28 protein-coding genes and 1 pseudogene are annotated in these 21,033 nt (G+C 61.9%); 2 read left to right on the top strand and 27 right to left on the bottom strand.

Features of this window, described 5'->3' with window-relative positions; all coding sequences use genetic code 11:
• Positions 1-66 precede the first annotated feature (66 nt).
• From rplO to rpsL, 25 genes are all read right to left on the bottom strand, one after another.
• Positions 67-537, bottom strand: coding sequence for a 50S ribosomal protein L15 (gene rplO, locus ACYG9Y_RS10280; RefSeq protein ID WP_023672760.1), 471 nt, complete (start codon positions 535-537; stop codon positions 67-69).
• 22 nt (positions 538-559) lie between these two features.
• On the bottom strand, positions 560-757 hold the full coding sequence (rpmD, locus tag ACYG9Y_RS10275; RefSeq protein ID WP_006205449.1) for a 50S ribosomal protein L30: 198 nt from the start codon (positions 755-757) through the stop codon (positions 560-562).
• Between the two features lie 24 nt (positions 758-781).
• On the bottom strand, positions 782-1,345 hold the full coding sequence (rpsE, locus tag ACYG9Y_RS10270; protein WP_006333394.1) for a 30S ribosomal protein S5: 564 nt from the start codon (positions 1,343-1,345) through the stop codon (positions 782-784).
• 154 nt (positions 1,346-1,499) lie between these two features.
• Positions 1,500-1,859 (bottom strand): 50S ribosomal protein L18, encoded by a 360-nt coding sequence (gene rplR, locus ACYG9Y_RS10265; protein ID WP_023682602.1) that lies wholly within the window; start codon positions 1,857-1,859, stop codon positions 1,500-1,502.
• A gap of 140 nt (positions 1,860-1,999) precedes the next feature.
• Complete coding sequence (gene rplF, locus ACYG9Y_RS10260; RefSeq protein WP_023682603.1) at positions 2,000-2,533, bottom strand: 50S ribosomal protein L6; 534 nt, start codon at positions 2,531-2,533, stop codon at positions 2,000-2,002.
• 41 nt (positions 2,534-2,574) lie between these two features.
• Complete coding sequence (gene rpsH, locus ACYG9Y_RS10255) at positions 2,575-2,973, bottom strand: 30S ribosomal protein S8 (RefSeq protein ID WP_006205453.1); 399 nt, start codon at positions 2,971-2,973, stop codon at positions 2,575-2,577.
• A gap of 12 nt (positions 2,974-2,985) precedes the next feature.
• Positions 2,986-3,291: a 30S ribosomal protein S14 gene (gene rpsN, locus ACYG9Y_RS10250; RefSeq protein WP_010909282.1), complete on the bottom strand. Its 306-nt coding sequence runs from the start codon at positions 3,289-3,291 to the stop codon at positions 2,986-2,988.
• Between the two features lie 27 nt (positions 3,292-3,318).
• Entirely contained in the window at positions 3,319-3,918 is a 600-nt protein-coding gene (rplE, locus tag ACYG9Y_RS10245) for a 50S ribosomal protein L5 (protein ID WP_023672755.1), read from the bottom strand.
• Positions 3,911-4,225 (bottom strand): 50S ribosomal protein L24, encoded by a 315-nt coding sequence (gene rplX / locus ACYG9Y_RS10240; RefSeq protein ID WP_013531428.1) that lies wholly within the window; start codon positions 4,223-4,225, stop codon positions 3,911-3,913. The genes rplE and rplX overlap by 8 nt, the downstream gene beginning before the upstream one ends.
• Before the next feature lie 12 nt (positions 4,226-4,237).
• Entirely contained in the window at positions 4,238-4,606 is a 369-nt protein-coding gene (gene rplN, locus ACYG9Y_RS10235) for a 50S ribosomal protein L14 (protein WP_006205457.1), read from the bottom strand.
• A gap of 72 nt (positions 4,607-4,678) precedes the next feature.
• On the bottom strand, positions 4,679-4,918 hold the full coding sequence (gene rpsQ / locus ACYG9Y_RS10230; protein WP_010909280.1) for a 30S ribosomal protein S17: 240 nt from the start codon (positions 4,916-4,918) through the stop codon (positions 4,679-4,681).
• An 11-nt stretch (positions 4,919-4,929) separates the two neighbouring features.
• Complete coding sequence (gene rpmC / locus ACYG9Y_RS10225) at positions 4,930-5,130, bottom strand: 50S ribosomal protein L29 (RefSeq protein WP_006205459.1); 201 nt, start codon at positions 5,128-5,130, stop codon at positions 4,930-4,932.
• A 13-nt stretch (positions 5,131-5,143) separates the two neighbouring features.
• Positions 5,144-5,557, bottom strand: coding sequence for a 50S ribosomal protein L16 (rplP, locus tag ACYG9Y_RS10220; RefSeq protein WP_006205460.1), 414 nt, complete (start codon positions 5,555-5,557; stop codon positions 5,144-5,146).
• A 25-nt stretch (positions 5,558-5,582) separates the two neighbouring features.
• Positions 5,583-6,308, bottom strand: coding sequence for a 30S ribosomal protein S3 (gene rpsC, locus ACYG9Y_RS10215; protein WP_023672753.1), 726 nt, complete (start codon positions 6,306-6,308; stop codon positions 5,583-5,585).
• On the bottom strand, positions 6,308-6,697 hold the full coding sequence (gene rplV, locus ACYG9Y_RS10210; protein ID WP_006205462.1) for a 50S ribosomal protein L22: 390 nt from the start codon (positions 6,695-6,697) through the stop codon (positions 6,308-6,310). The genes rpsC and rplV overlap by 1 nt, the downstream gene beginning before the upstream one ends.
• 2 nt (positions 6,698-6,699) lie before the next feature.
• Positions 6,700-6,978, bottom strand: a complete 279-nt coding sequence (gene rpsS, locus ACYG9Y_RS10205) for a 30S ribosomal protein S19 (RefSeq protein WP_023738903.1) — start codon at positions 6,976-6,978, stop codon at positions 6,700-6,702.
• A gap of 16 nt (positions 6,979-6,994) precedes the next feature.
• On the bottom strand, positions 6,995-7,828 hold the full coding sequence (gene rplB / locus ACYG9Y_RS10200) for a 50S ribosomal protein L2 (RefSeq protein WP_023706515.1): 834 nt from the start codon (positions 7,826-7,828) through the stop codon (positions 6,995-6,997).
• A 23-nt stretch (positions 7,829-7,851) separates the two neighbouring features.
• Positions 7,852-8,145, bottom strand: a complete 294-nt coding sequence (locus ACYG9Y_RS10195; protein ID WP_023672751.1) for a 50S ribosomal protein L23 — start codon at positions 8,143-8,145, stop codon at positions 7,852-7,854.
• Positions 8,142-8,762, bottom strand: coding sequence for a 50S ribosomal protein L4 (rplD, locus tag ACYG9Y_RS10190; protein WP_023698816.1), 621 nt, complete (start codon positions 8,760-8,762; stop codon positions 8,142-8,144). The genes ACYG9Y_RS10195 and rplD overlap by 4 nt, the downstream gene beginning before the upstream one ends.
• Positions 8,762-9,490, bottom strand: coding sequence for a 50S ribosomal protein L3 (rplC, locus tag ACYG9Y_RS10185; protein WP_023691244.1), 729 nt, complete (start codon positions 9,488-9,490; stop codon positions 8,762-8,764). Before rplC ends, rplD begins: the two co-directional genes overlap by 1 nt.
• Before the next feature lie 61 nt (positions 9,491-9,551).
• Positions 9,552-9,860 (bottom strand): 30S ribosomal protein S10, encoded by a 309-nt coding sequence (gene rpsJ / locus ACYG9Y_RS10180; RefSeq protein WP_010909272.1) that lies wholly within the window; start codon positions 9,858-9,860, stop codon positions 9,552-9,554.
• A 69-nt stretch (positions 9,861-9,929) separates the two neighbouring features.
• Positions 9,930-11,105: an elongation factor Tu gene (gene tuf, locus ACYG9Y_RS10175; protein WP_023723394.1), complete on the bottom strand. Its 1,176-nt coding sequence runs from the start codon at positions 11,103-11,105 to the stop codon at positions 9,930-9,932.
• A 65-nt stretch (positions 11,106-11,170) separates the two neighbouring features.
• Positions 11,171-13,261, bottom strand: coding sequence for an elongation factor G (gene fusA / locus ACYG9Y_RS10170; protein WP_023667430.1), 2,091 nt, complete (start codon positions 13,259-13,261; stop codon positions 11,171-11,173).
• A gap of 30 nt (positions 13,262-13,291) precedes the next feature.
• Positions 13,292-13,762: a 30S ribosomal protein S7 gene (gene rpsG / locus ACYG9Y_RS10165; RefSeq protein ID WP_008875664.1), complete on the bottom strand. Its 471-nt coding sequence runs from the start codon at positions 13,760-13,762 to the stop codon at positions 13,292-13,294.
• Positions 13,763-13,822: 60 nt separating this feature from the next.
• Positions 13,823-14,194 (bottom strand): 30S ribosomal protein S12, encoded by a 372-nt coding sequence (gene rpsL, locus ACYG9Y_RS10160; RefSeq protein ID WP_038646652.1) that lies wholly within the window; start codon positions 14,192-14,194, stop codon positions 13,823-13,825.
• A 495-nt stretch (positions 14,195-14,689) separates the two neighbouring features.
• Here rpsL and ACYG9Y_RS10155 point away from each other — a divergent pair, with 495 nt between their 5' ends.
• Positions 14,690-14,971 carry a transcriptional regulator gene (locus ACYG9Y_RS10155; protein ID WP_023740279.1) on the top strand — a complete coding sequence of 94 codons (282 nt, stop codon included), beginning with the start codon at positions 14,690-14,692 and terminating at the stop codon, positions 14,969-14,971.
• A gap of 106 nt (positions 14,972-15,077) precedes the next feature.
• The gene (locus ACYG9Y_RS10150) at positions 15,078-16,013 is read left to right on the top strand and encodes a Gfo/Idh/MocA family protein (protein ID WP_023740280.1); all 936 of its coding nucleotides are present in this window, start codon (positions 15,078-15,080) and stop codon (positions 16,011-16,013) included.
• Between the two features lie 46 nt (positions 16,014-16,059).
• On the opposite strand, the pseudogene ACYG9Y_RS10145 reads toward ACYG9Y_RS10150, so the two are convergent.
• A pseudogene (locus ACYG9Y_RS10145) lies at positions 16,060-16,724 on the bottom strand (O-methyltransferase).
• 79 nt (positions 16,725-16,803) lie between these two features.
• Positions 16,804-21,000: a DNA-directed RNA polymerase subunit beta' gene (rpoC, locus tag ACYG9Y_RS10140; protein ID WP_023667434.1), complete on the bottom strand. Its 4,197-nt coding sequence runs from the start codon at positions 20,998-21,000 to the stop codon at positions 16,804-16,806.
• Positions 21,001-21,033 lie beyond the last annotated feature (33 nt).

Here is a 21,033-nt window from a genome sequence, read left to right as displayed (position 1 = left end):
TTGGATCAAAGCGCAATCGTGAACAAAAACGGATACCGTTCCTGCCGGCCGCGCTTCAAATTGCCGTTACTCCGCTGCCGCTTCCGGCAGCTTGACCGAACCGCCGGCCTTTTCGATCTTCTCGATCGCGGCCTTGGAGGCGCCGGCGACGTCGAAGGCAAGCTTTGCCTTGAGTTCGCCGTCCGAGAGGATGCGCACGCCGTCCTTGACGCGGCGGATGACGCCGGCGGCAACGAGTGCCTCGGCCGTCACGGTCGCCTTGGCGTCGAGCTTCTTGGCATCGAGCGCCGTCTGGATACGAGCCAGCGACACGACGACAAAGCTCTTGGCGAAGATGTTATTGAAGCCACGCTTCGGCAGGCGCCGATAGAGCGGCATCTGGCCGCCCTCGAAGCCGTTGATGGCAACGCCGGAGCGCGCCTTCTGGCCCTTGACGCCGCGACCGCCGGTCTTGCCCGAGCCGGAGCCGATGCCACGGCCGAGACGCTTCTTGGAGTGCGTCGCGCCGTCCTTGTCACGCAGATCGTTGAGTTTCATCTGGGTTCTCCTGCGCTTTTGCTCAGCCCTCGTCCACGACGCGGACGAGATGCTGGACGGCAGCGATCATGCCGCGCACCGAGGGAGTGTCCTCCAGCGTGCGCTGCTTGTGCATCTTGTTGAGGCCGAGGCCGACCAGCGTTGCGCGCTGTTCCTTCGGGCGGCGGATCGGCGAACCGATCTGCTCAACGGTGATGGTCTTGGTTGCTTTCTTGGCCATGGTCAAAATCCCTGGTCAGATCGACTATTCTTCAGCCGCAACGGCGGTGCCGCGGCGGGCCTGAAGGGTCGAATATTTGATGCCGCGCGCAGCAGCCACATCCTTGGGATGCATCTGGCTCTTCAGCGCGTCGAACGTGGCGCGAACCATGTTGTAGGGGTTCGACGAACCCATCGACTTGGCGACCACGTCATGCATGCCGAGCGTCTCGAAGACAGCGCGCATCGGGCCGCCGGCGATGATGCCGGTACCCTGCTTGGCAGCGCGCAGCAGCACGCGTCCGGCGCCCCAGCGTCCTTCGACGTCGTGGTGCAGCGTGCGGCCCGAGCGCAGCGGCACGAAAATCATGTCGCGCTTGGCCGACTCGGTTGCCTTGCGGATCGCTTCCGGCACTTCGCGCGCCTTGCCGTGACCGAAGCCGACGCGGCCCTTCTGGTCGCCGACGACGACGAGTGCTGCAAAACCGAAGCGACGGCCGCCCTTGACGACCTTGGCGACACGGTTGATGTGGACGAGCTTGTCCACCATGCCGTCATCGCGTTCTTCACGATCGCGGCCGCGGCCGCCATCCCTACGTTCCTGTGCCATATCCTGTTCCTTGTTTTTTTCCGGAAGCACGGTTGCTGATAAGATCCGGTGCGCCTCTTTGGGTCACCGGGGGCGAATTATTTTTCCTTGCATGATCTTGTCCGAAAAGTCTGCAACTTTTTGCTGCGCTGACCTTCGGTTCGGGATCAGGCAATTAGAAGCTCAGACCGCCTTCACGGGCAGCCTCGGCCAGCGCCTTGACGCGGCCGTGATAGATGTAGGCGCCGCGGTCGAAGACGACTTCCTTGACGCCGGCCTTCGAAGCACGCTCGGCGATCAGCTTGCCAACAGCGGCTGCTGCCTCGGTGTCAGCGCCGGTCTTGAGCGAACCCTTGAGGTCCTTCTCGAGTGTCGATGCAGCCGCGATGGTATGGCCCTTGGCGTCGTCGATGACCTGCACGTAGATGTTCTTCGACGTGCGGTGAACCGAGAGACGCGGACGTTCGCCGGCGACCTTCTTGATCTGGCGGCGGACGCGCTGCGCGCGGCGCTGGATGGATTCCTTGGTAGCCATGATAATCTTCCTTGCCTTCAAAAAACGGGGGCCGCCATGTGCGGTAGGCGAAAGCGCCTCCCGCGACCGCTCCCCGCGGCGTTGCACTTCTTTGGCTTGGCCTTTTCCGAAAAGTCTGCAACTTTTCGGGCCCAGGCCTACTACTTCTTCTTGCCTTCCTTGCGGACGATCTTCTCGCCGGCATAGCGGACACCCTTGCCCTTGTAGGGCTCGGGACCGCGATACTCGCGGATCTCGGCTGCAACCTGGCCGACCTGCTGCTTGTCGATGCCGGTCACGGTGATTTCCGTCGGCTTCGGCACAGTGATCGTGATGCCGGCCGGCGTCTCGTAAACGACGTCGTGGCTGAAGCCAAGCGCCAGCTGCAGGTTCTTGCCCTGGAGTGCCGCGCGATAGCCGACGCCGGTGATCTCGAGCTTCTTCTCGAAACCGTCCTTGACGCCCTGCAGGATGTTGACGATCTGCGTGCGCGACATGCCCCACTTGGATCGGGCGGTCTTGGTCTGGTCGCGCGGCTGGACAGCGATTTCGCTGCCTTCCATCTTGACCAGCACTTCGTCGTTCACCACGAACTTCAGCTCGCCCTTGGGGCCCTTCGCCGTCACGGTCTGGCCGTTAACGGTCGCGGTCACGCCCTGCGGCAGCGAAACGGGTTTCTTTCCAATACGAGACATTTGGTTGTCCTCGTCACTTCTCTTGTTTCAGGTCTGCCGAATTAGAAAATCTGGCAGAGGATTTCGCCGCCGACATTCTGTTCGCGTGCTTCGTGATCGGCCATCACGCCCTTGGGCGTCGAAAGGATGGCGATGCCGAGGCCGTTGGCGACGTGCGGGATTGACTTTGCCGAGACGTAAACGCGGCGGCCAGGCTTCGAAACGCGGGCGATTTCGCGCACGACCGGAGCACCGTCGAAATACTTCAGCTCGATTTCGATTTCGGACTTGCCGTTGTCGAAGTCGGTCTGGCTGTAGTCGCGGATATAGCCTTCAGCCTTCAGCACGTCGAGGACGCGGGTACGCAGGCGCGACGCCGGCGTCGAAACGCTCGACTTCTTACGGCCATACGCGTTGCGGATGCGGGTCAGCATATCGCCGAGAGGATCGCTCAATGACATGTTATGTCCTCCTTACCAGCTCGACTTGACCAGGCCCGGGATCTGGCCGTTATTGCCGAGATCACGAAGCGCGATGCGCGATACTTTGAGCTTGCGATAATAGGCGCGCGGACGGCCGGTAACTTCGCAACGGTTGCGGATGCGGATCTTGGCCGAGTTGCGCGGCAGGGCAGCAAGCTTCAGCTGAGCGCGGAAACGCTCTTCCATCGGCTTGGACTGGTCCATGATGATCGCCTTGAGCGCTGCGCGCTTGGGACCGTACTGGTCGGCAAGCTTGCGGCGCCTGTTGTTCTTCTCGACTGAGCTGGTCTTTGCCATTTCAGATTTTTCCTTTTCTCGCTGCCGTTACTGGCGGAAGGGGAAGTTGAAGGCCTTGAGCAATGCCCTGGCTTCGTCGTCCGTCTTCGCAGTCGTACAAACGATGACGTCCATGCCCCAGATCTGATCAACCTTGTCGTAGTTGATCTCCGGGAACACGATGTGTTCCTTGATGCCCATGGCGTAGTTGCCACGGCCATCGAAGCTCTTCGGATTCAGTCCGCGAAAGTCGCGGACGCGCGGCAGTGCGATGTTCACGAGACGGTCGAGGAACTCGTACATGCGTTCCTTGCGCAGCGTGACCTTGGCGCCGATCGGCATCTTCTCGCGGACCTTGAAGCCGGCGATCGAATTACGGGCGCGGGTGACGACGGCCTTCTGGCCGGCGATCATCGCCAGGTCTTCGGCCGCGATCGAAGGCTTCTTCGAATCCGCGGTCGCTTCGCCGACGCCCATGTTCAGCACGATCTTGTCGATGCGCGGAACCTGCATCTCGTTCTCGTAGCCGAACTGCTCCTGCAGCGCCTTGCGGATGGTCTCGTTGTAGACCTGCTTGAGGCGCGGCGTGTTCTGGGCCTTGGACTGCTTGCTTTCAGCCTTGGGCTTCGTGGTTTGAGCCTTAGCCATTGATGACTTCTCCCGAGCGCTTGGCGACGCGCACCTTCTTGCCGTCCTTCTGGAAGATGAAGCCGACGCGGGTCGGCTTGCCATCCTTGGGGTCGGCGAGCGCGATGTTCGACAGCTGGATCGGCGCTTCCTTGGTGATGATCCCGCCCTCTTGGGACTGGGACTGCTTCTGGTGACGACGGATCATGTTGACGCCGCGCACCAGCGCGGTGTCTTCCTTCGGCTGAACCGAGAGGACTTCGCCCGAACGGCCCTTGTCCTTGCCGGCCAGCACGACGACCTTGTCGCCTTTTCTAATCTTTTGCATTGGTCCGGCTCCTTACAGCACTTCAGGCGCGAGCGAGATGATCTTCATGTGGTTCTTGGCGCGGAGTTCGCGCGGAACCGGTCCGAAGATACGCGTGCCGATCGGCTCTTTCTTGTTGTCGACGAGAACGGCCGCGTTCTTGTCGAAACGGATCACGCTGCCGTCCGGGCGGCGGATGTCCTTGGCCGTGCGAACCACGACCGCCTTCATCACATCGCCCTTCTTAACGCGGCCGCGCGGAATGGCTTCCTTGATCGACACCACGATGATGTCGCCTACGGAAGCGTATTTCCGCTTCGAGCCGCCCAGCACCTTGATGCACATGACACGACGGGCGCCTGAATTATCCGCGACGTCGAGGTTTGTTTGCATCTGAATCATGACTGGCCGCCTTCTTCTCTTCTAACGGGACGGGCTCAAAGCCCCTCCCCGGTCTGTCCAAAATTCGGTTTGTTACGCCTGGTCCGAAGACACGACGATCCAGCGCTTGTCCTTGGAAATCGGCTTCGATTCCTGGATGAACACCTGATCGCCGACCTTGTGGGCGTTGTTCTCGTCGTGCGCCTTGTACTTCTTGGTCATGCGCACGGTCTTCTTCATCACGGGATGCGTGAAGCGCCGTTCGACCTTGACGACTACCGTCTTCTCGTTCTTGTCGCTGACGACAGTGCCCTGCAGAATGCGCTTTGGCATGATTTTCGTCCTTAAGCCTTCTTGGCCGCGGACTTTTCCGCAGCGATGGTCTTGATACGCGCAATGTCCTTGCGAACCTGCCGCACGCGCGCGGTCTTCTCGAGCTGGCCGGTGGCCTTCTGGAAGCGCAGGTTGAACTGCTCCTTCTTCAGGCTGGCCAGATCGTCGGTCAGCTGGTCCTGGGTCTTGGTCCGGATGTCTTCGGCTTTCATGATCAGCCCGTCCTTATTCTGCGATGCGCTGTACGAAGCGCGTCCTGACCGAGAGCTTGGCCGCGCCGAGACGCAGCGCCTCACGGGCGGTTTCTTCGTTGACGCCGTCGATCTCGAACATGATGCGGCCCGGCTTTACGCGCGCCGCCCAGTAATCGACAGCGCCCTTGCCCTTGCCCATGCGCACTTCAGTCGGCTTCGACGTCACCGGCACATCGGGGAAAATACGGATCCACACGCGGCCGGCACGCTTCATCTCACGAGTGATCGCGCGGCGGGCCGCTTCGATCTCACGCGCGGTGACGCGGTTCGGCTCAAGCGCCTTCAGCCCGAAACCACCGAAATCCAGGTTGGTGCCGCCCTTTGCGGTACCATGGATACGGCCCTTGAACTGCTTGCGGAACTTTGTGCGCTTTGGCTGCAGCATCGTTCTAACTCCAAATTCCTAATAATCAGGCGTTTTCGCGACGACGACCGCGTTCGCGATCACCACCACCGCCATGCGCAGCATCACCCTCGGTCGCGCGACGCTCCGAAGCCATCGGATCGTGCTCGAGGATTTCGCCCTTGAACACCCAGACCTTGACGCCGCAGATGCCGTAAGCCGTATGCGCTTCGGCCGTGCCATAGTCGACATCGGCGCGCAGCGTATGCAGCGGCACGCGGCCTTCGCGGTACCATTCCATGCGTGCAATCTCGGCGCCGCCGAGACGGCCGGCGCAGTTGATGCGGATGCCTTCGGCGCCCAGGCGCATGGCCGACTGAACGGCGCGCTTCATGGCGCGGCGGAACGCGATACGACGCTCGAGCTGCTGGGCGATCGACTGGGCGACCAGGGTTGCGTCGATTTCCGGCTTGCGCACTTCAACGATGTTCAAGTGCGTCTCGGACTTCGTCATCTCCATCAGCTTCTTGCGAAGCTTTTCGATGTCGGCGCCCTTCTTGCCGATGATCAGGCCCGGGCGCGCCGCATGGATGGTGACGCGGCACTTCTTGTGCGGGCGCTCGATCACGACCTTGGAAATCGCAGCCTGCTTGAGTTCCTTTTCAAGATATTTGCGGATCTTGATGTCCTCATGCAGCAGCTTGCCGTACTCGCCGGTGTTCGCGAACCAGCGCGAATCCCAGGTGCGGTTGATGCCGAGGCGCAGACCGATCGGATTGACTTTCTGACCCATTATGCGGCCTCCCCTTTTTCTTCGACTTCACGAACGACGATCGTGAGGTGCGAGAACGGCTTTTCTATACGGCTGGCGCGACCGCGGCCACGAGCATGGAACCGCTTCATGACGATCGACTTGCCGACATAGGCTTCCGCCACGATCAGCGCATCGACGTCGAGGTCGTGGTTGTTTTCCGCGTTGGCGATCGCCGATTCCAGCGTCTTCTTGACCGTGCCGGAAATCCGCTTGGCCGAGAATTCGAGATCGGAAAGCGCTGTCGCGACCTTCTTGCCGCGGATCAGCGCGGCAACCAGGTTCAGCTTCTGCGGGCTGATACGGATCGTGCGCAGAACGGCGCGCGCTTCGTTGTCAGCAAGCCTGCGCGGAGCTTTGGCCTTGCCCATGATTATTTCCTCTTCGCCTTCTTATCCGCGCCGTGACCGTAATAGGTCCGGGTCGGAGCGAATTCACCGAACTTGTGACCGACCATGTCCTCGTTCACCGAGACGGGAACATGCTTCTGGCCGTTGTAGACACCGAAGGTGAAGCCGACGAACTGCGGCAGGATGGTGGAGCGACGGCTCCACATCTTGATCACCTCATTGCGACCACCTTCACGAACCTTGTCCACCTTCTTGAGAAGGTAGCCGTCGATGAAGGGGCCTTTCCAAACAGAACGAGTCACTTGGCGTTACCTCTTCTTAGCTCTTGCGCTGATGGCGCGAGCGCAGGATGAACTTGTCGGTCGCCTTGTTGGACCGCGTCTTCTTGCCCTTGGTCGGCTTGCCCCACGGGCTGACCGGATGACGGCCACCGGAGGTGCGGCCTTCGCCACCGCCATGCGGATGGTCGACCGGGTTCATGGTCACGCCGCGATTGTGCGGGCGCTTGCCGCGCCAGACCGTGCGGCCGGCCTTGCCGTCGTTGATGTTGCCGTGGTCGGGGTTCGACACGGCGCCGACGGTGGCCATGCAGGAGCCGTGAACGACCCGCTGCTCGCCCGAGTTGAGGCGCAGGATCGCCATGCCCTGGTCGCGACCGACCAGCTGTCCGTAGCCACCTGCCGAGCGGGCAACCTGGGCGCCCTTGCCCGGCTTCAGCTCGATGTTATGGACGATCGTGCCGACCGGCATCGAGGCCAGCGGCATCGCATTGCCTGGCTTCACGTCGACCGATTCACCGGCCACGATCTTGTCGCCGGCGGCAAGGCGCTGCGGAGCGATGATGTAGGACAGCTCGCCATCGTCATACTTGATCAGCGCGATGAAGGCGGTGCGGTTCGGATCGTATTCAATGCGCTCGACCGTGCCGACGACGTCGAACTTGCGGCGCTTGAAGTCGATGATGCGGTACGAACGCTTATGACCGCCGCCGATGAAGCGGGCCGTGATGCGGCCGTGATTGTTGCGGCCGCCCGACTTGGTCAGGCCTTCGGTCAGTCCCTTGACGGGCTTGCCCTTGTAGAGGCCCGAGCGGTCGACGATGACCAACTGGCGGGTGCTCGGCGTTACCGGGTTGAATTTTTTAAGTGCCATGTTTGTTGTCCTCGCGGCCTAGCTCAGAGACCCGTCGCGACGTCGATCGACTGGCCGTCGGCCAGTGTCACAATCGCCTTCTTGACGTCGCTCTGGCGGCCGATCGTGCCGCGGAAGCGCTTGATCTTGCCCTTGCGGACAAGCGTGTTCACGGCCGTAACCTTGACGCCAAACAGCGCTTCGACAGCGGCCTTGATTTCCGGCTTTGACGCCTTCTTGGCGACGTTGAAAACAACCTGGTTGTTCTCGGAAGCCATGGTCGACTTTTCCGTGATCGCCGGCGAGACGATCACGTCGTAATGACGGAGGTCGGTCATTTAAAGCGCTCCTCGAGAGCCTCGACGGCGGCCGTCGAAAGGACCAGCGTGCCGCGGCGCAGAATGTCGTAGACGTTGATGCCCTGGATGGGCAGCACGTCGATGTTCGGGATGTTGGTCGCCGCCAGCTTGAAGTTCTGGTCAAGCTCGGCACCGCCGATCACCAAGGCGTTGGTCAGGCCCAGCGTCGCGAAATTCGCGATCAGCGCCTTCGTCTTGGCCTCGGTCAGCTTCAGCTCGTCGATGATGATGATCGACGCGCTCTTGGCCTTGGCCGAGAGAGCATGCCGCAAGCCCAGAGCGCGCACCTTCTTCGGCAGATCGTGCTCGTGGCTGCGAACGACCGGGCCGTGGGCCTTGCCGCCGCCGCGGAACTGCGGAGCGCGTGCCGAATGGTGACGGGCGCGGCCCGTACCCTTCTGCTTGTACATCTTGGCGCCGGTGCGCGCGATTTCGGCGCGGCCCTTGGCCTTGTGCGTGCCCTGCTGGCGCTTGGCCAGCTGCCAGCGCACGACGCGCTGCAGGATGTCCTCGCGCGGATCAAGGCCGAAAATCTCCTCGGAGAGTTTCACCTTGCCGGCGTCCTTGCCGCCAAGCGTTGTGATCTTGAGATCCATTATTCTGCTCCCTCTGCGGCCGGAGCCTCGTTCGTGGCAGCGCTAGCTGCAGCAACCGGGCGGATCGCGGCAGGCTTCGGCGCATTGGCCGGCAGTGCCACCTTGGCCGCATCGCGGACCAGGATCCAGGCGCCCTTCGATCCGGGAACCGCACCGCGGATCAGGATCAGGCCGCGATCGGCGTCGGTCGAAACGATCTCGACATTCTGTGTGGTGACGCGGGTGTCGCCCATGTGGCCAGCCATATGCTTGCCCTTGAACACTTTGCCCGGATCCTGACGCTGGCCGGTCGAACCGTGCGTACGGTGCGAAACCGAGTTACCGTGCGTCGCGCGGCCACCACCCATGTGGTGGCGCTTGATGACGCCCTGGAAACCCTTGCCGATCGTCGTGCCCGTCACATCGACCTTCTGGCCGGCGACGAAGTGCTCGACGGTGATCTCGGCGCCGACATCGATCATGTTGTCGGCGGAGACGCGGAACTCGGCGACCTTCGCCTTCGGCTCGACGGAAGCGGTCGCGAAATGGCCGCGCATCGCCTTCGACGTGTTCTTTACCTTGGCAAGGCCAACGCCGAGCTGGACGGCCGTATAGCCGTTCTTCTCCTGCGTGCGCTGAGCCACGACCTGGCAGTTCTCCATCTGGAGAACGGTGACGGGAACATGTTCCCCGGCATCATTATAGATGCGGGTCATTCCCACCTTCTTTGCAATCACACCTGAACGCATCGGTTCAATTCCTTTAGAGTTCCGGGCCAGGGGCACCGCCCCTTACCGCGCTCTCATTCCCTTAGAGCTTGATCTCGACGTCGACACCGGCGGCCAGATCGAGCTTCATCAAAGCATCGACCGTCTGCGGGGTCGGATCGACGATGTCGAGCAGACGCTTGTGCGTGCGCATCTCGAACTGCTCGCGGCTCTTCTTGTCGACGTGAGGCGACCGGTTGACCGTGAACTTTTCGATCCGCGTCGGCAGCGGAATGGGGCCGCGGACGTTTGCTCCGGTGCGCTTGGCCGTCGACACGATTTCTTTCGTCGAGGCGTCGAGCACGCGGTGATCAAACGCCTTCAGGCGGATGCGGATATTCTGTCCGTTCATGCGTCACTTCCTTGTTCTGGCGCGGCGCGGGCAAATCCTGCGCCCGCGACAGATCGGTTTAAGTCCAAATTACTCTTTGATGGTGACGACGATGCCGGCACCGACGGTGCGGCCGCCTTCACGGATGGCGAAGCGCAGCTTCTCTTCCATGGCGATCGGCACGATCAGCTCGACATCGACCGTGATGTTGTCGCCGGGCATAACCATCTCCGTGCCTTCCGGCAGCGACACGATGCCGGTCACGTCGGTCGTGCGGAAGTAGAACTGCGGACGGTAGTTGGTGAAGAACGGCGTGTGACGGCCACCTTCGTCCTTGGTCAGGATGTAGGCTTCGGCCACGAACTTCTTGTGCGGCTTCACCGTACCGGGCTTGGCCAGAACCTGGCCGCGCTCGACGCCTTCACGATCAACGCCACGCAGCAGCGCGCCGATGTTGTCGCCGGCCTGGCCCTGATCGAGCAGCTTGCGGAACATCTCGACGCCCGTGCAGGTCGTCTTGGTCGTCGGACGGATGCCGATGATTTCCAGTTCCTCGCCGACCTTGACGATGCCGCGCTCGACGCGGCCGGTCACGACCGTGCCACGGCCCGAGATCGAGAACACGTCTTCGATCGGCATCAGGAACGGCTTGTCCAGCGGACGAACCGGCGTCGGGATGTAAGCATCGACCGCAGCCATCAGCTCGCGGATCGCATCTTCGCCGATGGTCTTGTTGGAATCTTCGAGTGCTGCCAGCGCCGAACCCTTGACGATCGGAATGTCGTCGCCGGGGAACTCGTTCTTCGACAGAAGCTCGCGAACCTCGAGCTCGACCAGTTCGAGCAGCTCGGCATCGTCGACCTGGTCGACCTTGTTCAAGAACACCACGATCGACGGCACGCCGACCTGACGGGCAAGCAGGATGTGCTCGCGGGTCTGCGGCATCGGGCCGTCGGCGGCCGACACGACCAGGATCGCGCCGTCCATCTGCGCGGCGCCGGTGATCATGTTCTTCACATAGTCGGCGTGGCCGGGGCAGTCGACATGGGCATAATGGCGCGCTGCCGTCTCGTATTCGACGTGCGCCGTCGAAATCGTGATGCCGCGGGCCTTCTCTTCGGGCGCCGCATCGATCTGGTCGTAGCGCTTGTACTCGCCAAAATACTTCGTGATCGCCGCCGTCAGCGACGTCTTGCCATGATCGACGTGGCCAATCGTGCCAATGTTCACATGAGGCTTGTTACGCTCGAATTTACCTTTTGCCATGTGATGTCTCCAATCTGCTCGCCCGTACGGGCCTTGAATTAAGTTACCGATGCAACCCGCTGGGGTTACGCGTATTTCTTCTGGACTTCCTGGGCGACCGCGGTCGGCACAGGCTCATAGTGATCGAACTGCATCGTGTAGGCCGCGCGGCCCTGGCTCATCGAGCGCAGGTTGTCGACATACTTGAACATGTTGGCCAGCGGCACCATCGCGTTGATGACGACAGCCACGCCACGCGCTTCCTGGCCCTGGATCTGGCCGCGACGGCCGTTCAGGTCGCCGATGACGCTGCCGACATAGTCTTCCGGCGTCACGACTTCGACCTTCATGATCGGCTCGAGCAGCTGCACGCCAAGCTTGGGTGCGGCTTCACGGAAGCAGGCGCGGCCGGCGATTTCGAAGGCCAGAACGCTGGAGTCCACATCGTGGTAAGCGCCGTCGATAAGCGTCGCCTTGACGCCGATCATCGGGAAGCCCGCGAACGGACCCGACGACATGACGCTGTTGATGCCCTTTTCGACACCCGGGATGTATTCCTTGGGAACCGCACCGCCGACAATCTTGGTCTCGAACTCGAACTCCGAGCTTTCCGGGTTCGGTTCGAACACGATCTTGACGCGGGCGAACTGACCGGTACCGCCGGTCTGCTTCTTGTGGGTGTAGTCCTGCTCGTGCCTGCGGGTGATCGTCTCGCGGTAAGCCACCTGCGGCGCGCCGACATTGGCCTCGACCTTGAACTCGCGACGCATGCGGTCGACGATGATGTCGAGGTGAAGCTCGCCCATGCCCGAAATGATGGTCTGGCCGCTTTCCTCGTCGGTCTTGACGCGGAAGGACGGATCCTCGGCGGCCAGGCGGTGAAGGGCGAGGCCCATCTTTTCCTGGTCGTTCTTGGTCTTCGGCTCGATGGCGATCTGGATGACCGGATCGGGGAATTCCATGCGCTCGAGGATGACCGGGTGCAGCGGATCGCTGAGCGTGTCGCCGGTGGTCGTGTCCTTGAGGCCAGCCAGAGCAACGATGTCGCCGGCAAAGGCTTCTTCGACGTCGGCGCGCGAATTCGCATGCATCTGCAGCATGCGGCCGATGCGCTCTTTCTTGCCCTTGACGGTGTTATCGACCGAGATGCCCTTGGTCAGCTTGCCCGAATAGATGCGGGCAAAGGTCAGCGAACCGACAAACGGGTCGTTCATGATCTTGAAGGCCAGCATCGACAGCGGCTCGTTGTCGTCGGCATGACGCTCGATCTCGGCGTCGGTCTTGGCGTCGACGCCCTTGATGGCGGGAACATCGGCCGGCGACGGCAGGTATTCGACGACGGCGTCGAGCAGCGGCTGCACGCCCTTGTTCTTGAAGGCCGAGCCACAGAACATCGGGTAGAACTTGACCGCGATGGTGCCCTTGCGGATCAGCGCGCGGATCTCGTCATTCGACGGCATCTTGCCTTCGAGGTAATTCTCGAGTGCCGTCTCGTCCATTTCGACAGCGGCTTCGATCATCTTCTCGCGGTATTCTTCGGCGCGAGCCTGCAGGTCGGCCGGGATCTCGACGACGTCCCAGGCAGCGCCCAGCGTCTCGTCGCGCCAGACCAGCGCGTTCATCTCGACGAGATCGACGACACCCTTGAACTCGGTCTCAGCGCCGATCGGCAGTTGCATGACGACGGCATGCGCACCAAGACGCGAGCCGATCATCTCGACCGAGCGGTAGAAGTCGGCGCCGATCTTGTCCATCTTGTTGCAGAAGATCATCCGCGGAACTTTATACTTGTCGGCCTGGCGCCAGACGGTTTCCGTCTGCGGCTCAACACCGGCATTGGCATCGAGCAGCGCAATGGCGCCGTCGAGCACGCGCAGCGAACGCTCGACTTCGATGGTGAAGTCGACGTGTCCGGGAGTGTCGATGATGTTGAAGCGGTACATCTTGCCGCTGCGACCCTTCCAGAAGGTCGTGGTGGCGGCGGACGTGATGGTGATGCCGCGCTCCTGCTCCTGCTCCATCCAATCCATGGTGGCAGCGCCGTCGTGGACTTCGCCGATCTTGTGCGACTTGCCCGTGTAATAGAGGACGCGCTCGGTGGTCGTCGTCTTGCCGGCGTCAATATGCGCCATGATACCGAAATTGCGGTAGTCTTCGATTTTGTATTCGCGGGCCATCTTGGATGCCTTCTCAGTCTCGTTCGCGCTTTACCAGCGGTAGTGTGCGAAAGCGCGGTTGGCTTCAGCCATCTTGTGGGTGTCTTCACGCTTCTTCACGGCGGTGCCGCGGTTGTTAGCCGCGTCCATCAGCTCGCCGGAGAGGCGGTCGACCATGGTGGTCTCGTTGCGGTTGCGGGCCGCGGCGATCAGCCAGCGGATCGCCAGGGCCTGGCGGCGCTCGGGGCGCACATCGACCGGAACCTGGTAGGTAGCGCCGCCGACGCGGCGCGACCGGACTTCCACATGCGGCGCGACATTGTCGAGCGCCTGATGGAAGACGGTGACCGGCTCCTGCTTGGTCTTCGACTGAACCTGGTCGAGCGCACCGTAGACGATGGTCTCGGCAACCGACTTCTTGCCGTCATACATGACGGCGTTCATGAACTTGGTGACGATCAGATCGCCGAACTTCGGGTCCGGATTGATCTCACGCTTTTCTGCACTGTGACGACGCGACATGGCTTTTGTCTCTCAATCTCGTAGCCCGACGCATTCAAGCAGCGCCAGGGCCGGAAAATCTTACTTCGGACGCTTGGCGCCGTACTTCGAACGGCGTTGCTTGCGGTTCTTCACGCCCTGCGTGTCGAGCACGCCGCGGATGATGTGGTAGCGCACGCCCGGAAGATCCCTGACGCGGCCGCCGCGGATCATGACCACGGAGTGTTCCTGAAGGTTGTGGCCTTCGCCGGGGATGTAGCCGATCACTTCAAAGCCGTTGGTCAGGCGGATCTTGGCCACCTTGCGCAGTGCCGAGTTCGGCTTCTTCGGCGTCGTTGTATAGACGCGCGTGCAGACGCCCCGCTTCTGCGGGTTCTGCTGCATGGCCGGGACCTTGTTGCGCTTCACTGGCGCAATGCGCGGCTTGCGGATCAGCTGGTTGACGGTAGGCATTAAACCCTCTTGTCTCTCAATTCCGTGTCTCGCCCGGTCAGGGCCGCTCAAAGCGCCAATTCCATACGCAAATTCGGGCCATAAACCGCGCCTCGCGGTCCTGCCCGAACAAAATGCAGAGGAAGCGGGAACCGCTTCATGCGCGCCGGAAATGTCTTTTCGCTCGTAAAACGAACCCTGTTTGAGGCAAACTCCAAGGCGTGTCGCTTCGGAAGGGAGAGCCTCACATCGGTTCTGACTGGGCGGCTTCTACTCGCAAGACCGTGAACCGTCAACCCCGGCACGCCAAATATTGCGCGCTGACGACGGCTTGGCAGCCATGCGAAAAACGCATGTAATTTTCTTTCTTCATTTTGCAAGGCAGAGGAAGAAAGTGACCCGCGCAGACAAGAAAGTGACCGGCTTTTGGCTGTCATGCGCGGGTTCTTCATGGCAAAAGGCGCCATGGACAGCGCAAATCCCCTCGCCCGCACCCGTCTCAAAAGGAATCAGCCCGTGAACGACAATGAGGAGCGCCCGGTCACCATCATCACCGGTCGCGTCTGGAAAAAGAAGGGCGGTAAGCCGGAAGGCGTCCATGTGATGCTGGTTGCGCCCGACGACGATTCGGCCGTGCGCCGGGCGCTCGAATCGCTCGCCGCCGAAGGCTATGCCGAAGCTGAGCTCGACCAGATCGGCGATATCGAGGGCGTACCCGACGAGGAGCCGCATCTGTCGGCCTTCCAGGGCGCGCTCGAAGGCGAAGTGTCGATCGTTACGTTCGAGGTTCCGCTCTGAGCGTCGCCGGCTGCTTGCGCCTGTCACCGCGCCGGCTTGCCCGGCACCGGTTCTCTGCTAAGAACCGGGCGACTTAACCAGCCAAATTCGAATCCGCGGAGTTCCCATGCCCTCGAACAATGGTCCCATCAAGCTCGGCATCGTCGGCGTCGGCAAGATCGTGCGCGACCAGCATCTGCCGGCAGTGGCCAAGGATGCGGACTACCGCCTCATCGCCGCCGCCAGCCGGCACGGCAAGGTGGACGGCATCCCGAATTTTCCGACCATCGAGGCGATGCTCGACGCGGTGCCGGAACTCGAGGCCGTGTCGCTGTGCATGCCGCCGCAGTTCCGCTACGACGCGGCACGCACCGCGCTAATAGCGAAGAAGCATGTTTTCCTGGAGAAGCCGCCGGGCGCTACGGTCAGTGAGGTCGAGGACCTGAAGCAGCTGGCGGCAGCCAATGGCGTTTCACTGTTCGCCAGCTGGCATTCGCGCTACGCGCCGGCAGTGGAGGCCGCGCGCGCCTTCCTAGCGTCGGCCAAGGTCAACTCGGCCGCCATCGTCTGGAAGGAAGATGTCCGCCGCTGGCACCCGAACCAGGATTGGATCTGGGCGCCGGGAGGTTTCGGCGTCTTCGATCCCGGCATCAACGCACTGTCGATCGCAACCCACATCCTGCCGGCGATGTTCATCACCTCGGCCGTCCTCGACTTCCCGGAAAACCGCGCCTCGCCTGTGGCGGCCCACGTGACCTTCCGCACCTCGGATGGGTTGCCGGTGACCATGGAGCTCGACTGGCTGCAGACGGGACCACAGAGCTGGGACATCCTGGCCGACACCGACAAGGGCAAGATGGTGCTGTCCGGCGGCGGCACCAAGCTCGCCATCGACGGCAAGGTGGTTCACGACGAGCCGGAGGCCGAATATCCCCAGCTTTACCGGCACTTCGCTGAAATCGTACGCGACGGCGTCTCCGATGTCGATTTGGCACCCCTGCAGCACGTGGCCGACGCCTTCATGCTCGGCAAGCGCAATGTGGTGGAAGCGTTCTTCGATTGAGCGATGAGTTCTGCCGGACCGCAGTCCGGACACTCACCATGCAGCCTTACTCGACGATCGCAATCGCAAACCCGTCATAGCCTTTGGCGCCGACGGTCTGGATGGCGGTGCCGTCCAGGCGCTTGTCGCCGCCGATGAAGGAAAACGCACCGCGTGCGCCTTCGACATACGCGTCACGGCCATCGTCGTTGAGCACGGTGCCGTCGCGGATGACGTTATCGCAGATGATGACCGTCCCCGGCCGCGACAGGCGCATGGCCCATGACAGATAATTCGGGTTGTTCGGCTTGTCCGCGTCGATGAAGATCAGATCGAACGGACCGGCATTTTCGGCAGCCAGCGTCTCAAGCGACTGAAGCGGGGGCCGATCCTGAGCTCGACCTTGTCCGACACCCCTGCCCGCTCGAGATTCGAGTGCGCGACTTTTGCATGATGCGGCTCGAGTTCGAGCGTCACGATCTTGCCACCGGCGGGCAATCCCCTTGCCATCCAGATGGTCGAGTAGCCGCCAAGCGTGCCGATCTCCAGCACCTTCCTGGCGCCGCTGATGCGGACCAGCAGCGACAGCAGCTTGCCCTGCGCCGGCGATACGTCGATGGCCGGCAGGCCCTGGTCGCGGTTGGCCGCAAGCACCGCTTCGAGGATGGGATCCGCCTCGAAGAGAGAGGAAACGATGTAGTCGTCGACGTCAGTCCAAACCTTCTTGCTCATGTTTTCCTCGATTCGATGGGGGGTCAAAACGCGAAAAGGGGCCACTGGGGCCCCCTTCCTTCTTCTCGTCCTGCCGCGCTTACTGCGCGGCGTTGACCATGTCGGTCAGCATCGGCTCGGCGACCTCGACACCGGAGGCCTTGCGGCGCTCGTCGATGATCAGTTCGTCGCGCGAGGTGGCGATGCGCCGGATCTGGCTCATCGTGCCGCCGGTACCGGCCGGGATCAGCCGGCCGACGATGACGTTTTCCTTCAGGCCCTGCAGCATGTCGGTCTTGCCGGCAACCGCAGCTTCGGTCAGCACCCTGGTCGTCTCCTGGAAGGAGGCGGCCGAGATGAAGGAAGGCGTCTGCAGCGAGGCCTTGGTTATGCCCAGCAGCACTGGCTGGCCTTCGGCCGGCTTCTTGCCGTCCTCGACCAGGCGCTCGTTGACCTCTTCCAGTTCGATCACGTCGACGTGGTCGCCCGGAATGTAGGTCGAGTCGCCCTGCACCGTGATCTCGACCTTCTGCAGCATCTGGCGAACGATCACCTCGATATGCTTGTCGTTGATCGACACGCCCTGCAGACGGTAGACTTCCTGGATTTCGTTCACGAGGTAGGAAGCAAGTGCTTCCACGCCCTTGATCGCCAGGATGTCGTGCGGCGCCGGATTGCCGTCGAGGATGTAGTCGCCCTTCTCGATGACGTCGCCGTCCTGAAGATGGAACGGCTTGCCCTTCGGGATCAGGTATTCGACCGGCTCAAGCGTCGAGTCATGCGGCTCGATGATGATGCGGCGCTTGTTCTTGTAGTCGCGGCCGAAGCGGATTGTGCCATCGATCTCGGCGATGATGGCGTGATCCTTCGGACGACGTGCCTCGAACAGTTCGGCAACACGCGGCAGACCGCCGGTGATGTCCTTGGTCTTGGCGCTTTCCATCGGGATACGCGCCAAAACGTCGCCGGGACGAACCTGCGAACCCGGCTCGACCGAAAGAATGGCCTCTACCGAGAGCAGGAAGCGGGCGTCGCCGCCCTTCGACAGCTTGCCGACCTTGCCCTTGGGGTCAAGGATGGCGATCGCCGGCTTGAGGTCGTTGCCGCGTGGCGTCGAGCGCCAGTCGATGACCTCGCGCTTGGTGATGCCGGTCGATTCGTCGGCCGTTTCCTGAACGGAAATGCCGTCGACCAGATCCTCGTACGACACCTTGCCCTCGATTTCGGTGAGGACGGGGCGGGTATAGGGATCCCATTCGGCGATACGCTGGCCGCGCTTCACCTTGTCGCCATCGTCCACGAAGATGCGCGAACCATAGGTAAGGCGATGCGAGGCACGCTCCTTGCCGGCTTCGTCGAGGATCAGCACCGCCATGTTGCGGCCCATGACCATCTGCTGGCCGTCCGAGTTGCGCACCACGTTGCGGTTGCGGATCTCGACCTTGCCCTCATACGAGGCTTCAAGGAACGAACTGTCCACCACCTGCGCCGTACCGCCCATGTGGAAGGTACGCATGGTGAGCTGGGTGCCCGGCTCGCCGATCGACTGCGCCGCGATGACGCCGACGGCTTCGCCCTGGTTGACCGGGGTGCCGCGGGCAAGATCGCGTCCGTAGCAGACCGCACAGACGCCGATCCTGACCTCGCAGGTCAGTGCCGAGCGAATGCGGACCGACTGCACGCCGGCCTTTTCGATCTTTTCCACGTCACGTTCGTCCATCAGCGTTCCGGCCTTGACCAGAACCTCACCCGAAACCGGATGCGTGATGTCGTCGAGCGAGGTGCGGCCCAGCACGCGCTGGCCGACCGAAGCGACGACCTGACCGGCATCGACGATCGGCTGCATGGTGAGGCCCTTGTCGGTGCCGCAATCCACGGAGTTGACGATGCAGTCCTGCGCCACGTCGACCAGACGACGGGTGAGGTAACCCGAGTTCGCCGTCTTCAAGGCGGTGTCGGCCAGACCCTTGCGGGCGCCGTGGGTCGAGTTGAAGTACTCGAGCACGGTCAGGCCTTCCTTGAAGTTCGAGATGATCGGCGTCTCGATGATTTCACCCGAGGGCTTTGCCATCAGGCCGCGCATGCCGGCGAGCTGACGCATCTGGGTGGGCGAACCACGCGCACCCGAATGCGACATCATGTAGATCGAGTTCATCGGCTTTTGACGGCCACTGTCCTCGAACTCGACGGCCTTGATGCGGGCCATCATCTCGTCGGCGACCTTTTCCGAGCACTTGGCCCAGGCGTCGACGACCTTGTTGTACTTCTCGCCCTGAGTGATCAGGCCGTCATTGTACTGCTGCTCGTATTCCTTGGCCAAAGCTTCGGTGTCGGAAACCAGCTTGATCTTGGCGTCCGGGATCAGCATGTCGTCCTTGCCGAACGAAATGCCGGCGCGGCAGGCGTGGCTGAAGCCGAGGGCCATGATGCGGTCGCAGAAAATGACCGTCTCCTTCTGACCGCAGTGGCGGTAGACGGTGTCGATCATCTTGGAGATGTTCTTCTTGGTCATCTCCTGGTTGGCGGTCTCGTAAGGCACATTGACGTTCTTCGGCAGCAGCTCGCCGATGATCATGCGGCCAGGCGTGGTGTCGTAGATTTTCGACACGACCTTGCCTTCGGCATCGACCGTGCGGAAACGACCCTTGATCTTGGAGTGCAGCGTCACCGCCTTGGTCTCGAGCGCGTGCTGGAGTTCGCCCATGTCGGCAAACACCATGCCTTCGCCCGGCTCGTTCTGATTGACGATCGAGAGATAGTAGAGACCCAGGACCATGTCCTGCGAAGGCACGATGATCGGCGCGCCGGAAGCCGGGTGCAGGATGTTGTTGGTCGACATCATCAGCACGCGGGCTTCAAGCTGCGCTTCGAGCGACAGCGGCACGTGAACGGCCATCTGGTCGCCGTCGAAGTCGGCGTTGAAGGCCGTGCAGACCAGCGGATGCAGCTGGATCGCCTTGCCTTCGATCAGGATCGGCTCGAACGCCTGGATGCCGAGGCGGTGCAGCGTCGGTGCACGGTTCAAGAGCACCGGATGCTCGCGGATGACCTCGTCGAGGATATCCCAGACTTCCGGACGCTCCTTCTCGACCAACTTCTTGGCCTGCTTGACGGTCGAGGAGAACCCCTTGGCGTCGAGGCGGGCGTAGATGAACGGCTTGAACAGTTCGAGCGCCATCTTCTTCGGCAGGCCGCATTGGTGCAGCTTGAGCTCCGGACCGGTGACGATGACCGAACGGCCCGAATAGTCGACGCGCTTGCCGAGCAGGTTCTGGCGGAACCGGCCCTGCTTGCCCTTCAACATGTCGGACAGCGACTTCAGCGGACGCTTGTTGGCGCCGGTGATGACGCGGCCGCGACGGCCGTTGTCGAACAGCGCATCGACGGCTTCCTGCAGCATGCGCTTTTCATTGCGCACGATGATGCCGGGGGCGCGCAGCTCGATCAGCCGCTTCAGACGGTTGTTGCGGTTGATGACGCGGCGATAGAGATCGTTCAGGTCGGACGTCGCGAAACGTCCACCATCCAGAGGAACCAGCGGGCGCAGGTCCGGCGGGATCACCGGAACCACCTTCATGATCATCCATTCCGGACGGTTGCCGGACTCCATGAAATTCTCGACGACCTTGAGCCGCTTCAGATACTTCTTCTGCTTCAGCTCGGACGTGGTCGAAGCCAGTTCCGAACGCAGGTCGCCGGCGATCTTCTCCAGGTCCATGCCGGCCAGAAGGTCATGAATGGCCTCGGCGCCGATCATGGCGGTGAACGAATCCTCGCCATACTCGTCGACGGCGATCATGTACTCTTCCTCGCTGAGCAGCTGGTGCTCCTTCAGCGCAGTGAGGCCAGGCTCCGTGACGATGTAGTTCTCGAAGTAGAGGACGCGCTCGATGTCCTTCAGGGTCATGTCGAGCAGCGTGCCGATGCGCGACGGCAGCGACTTCAGAAACCAGATGTGAGCGACAGGTGCCGCCAGCTCGATGTGGCCCATGCGTTCGCGGCGAACGCGCGACAGCGTGACTTCGACGCCGCACTTTTCGCAGATGACGCCCTTGTACTTCATGCGCTTGTACTTGCCGCACAGGCATTCATAGTCCTTGATCGGGCCAAAAATGCGCGCACAGAACAGACCGTCACGCTCCGGCTTGAAGGTGCGGTAGTTGATGGTCTCCGGCTTCTTGATCTCGCCGAACGACCAGGACAGAATCTTCTCAGGGCTGGCGAGCGATATCCGAATGGAATCGAACACCTGCGCCGGCGCCTGCGGATTGAAGAGATTCATGACCTCTTGGTTCATGCCGTTCTCCTTTTCGGGGTCCTCGAAAACCCC

Source organism: Mesorhizobium sp. W050 (assembly GCF_054719535.1).
This window is presented reverse-complemented; position numbering and strand designations above follow the sequence as displayed.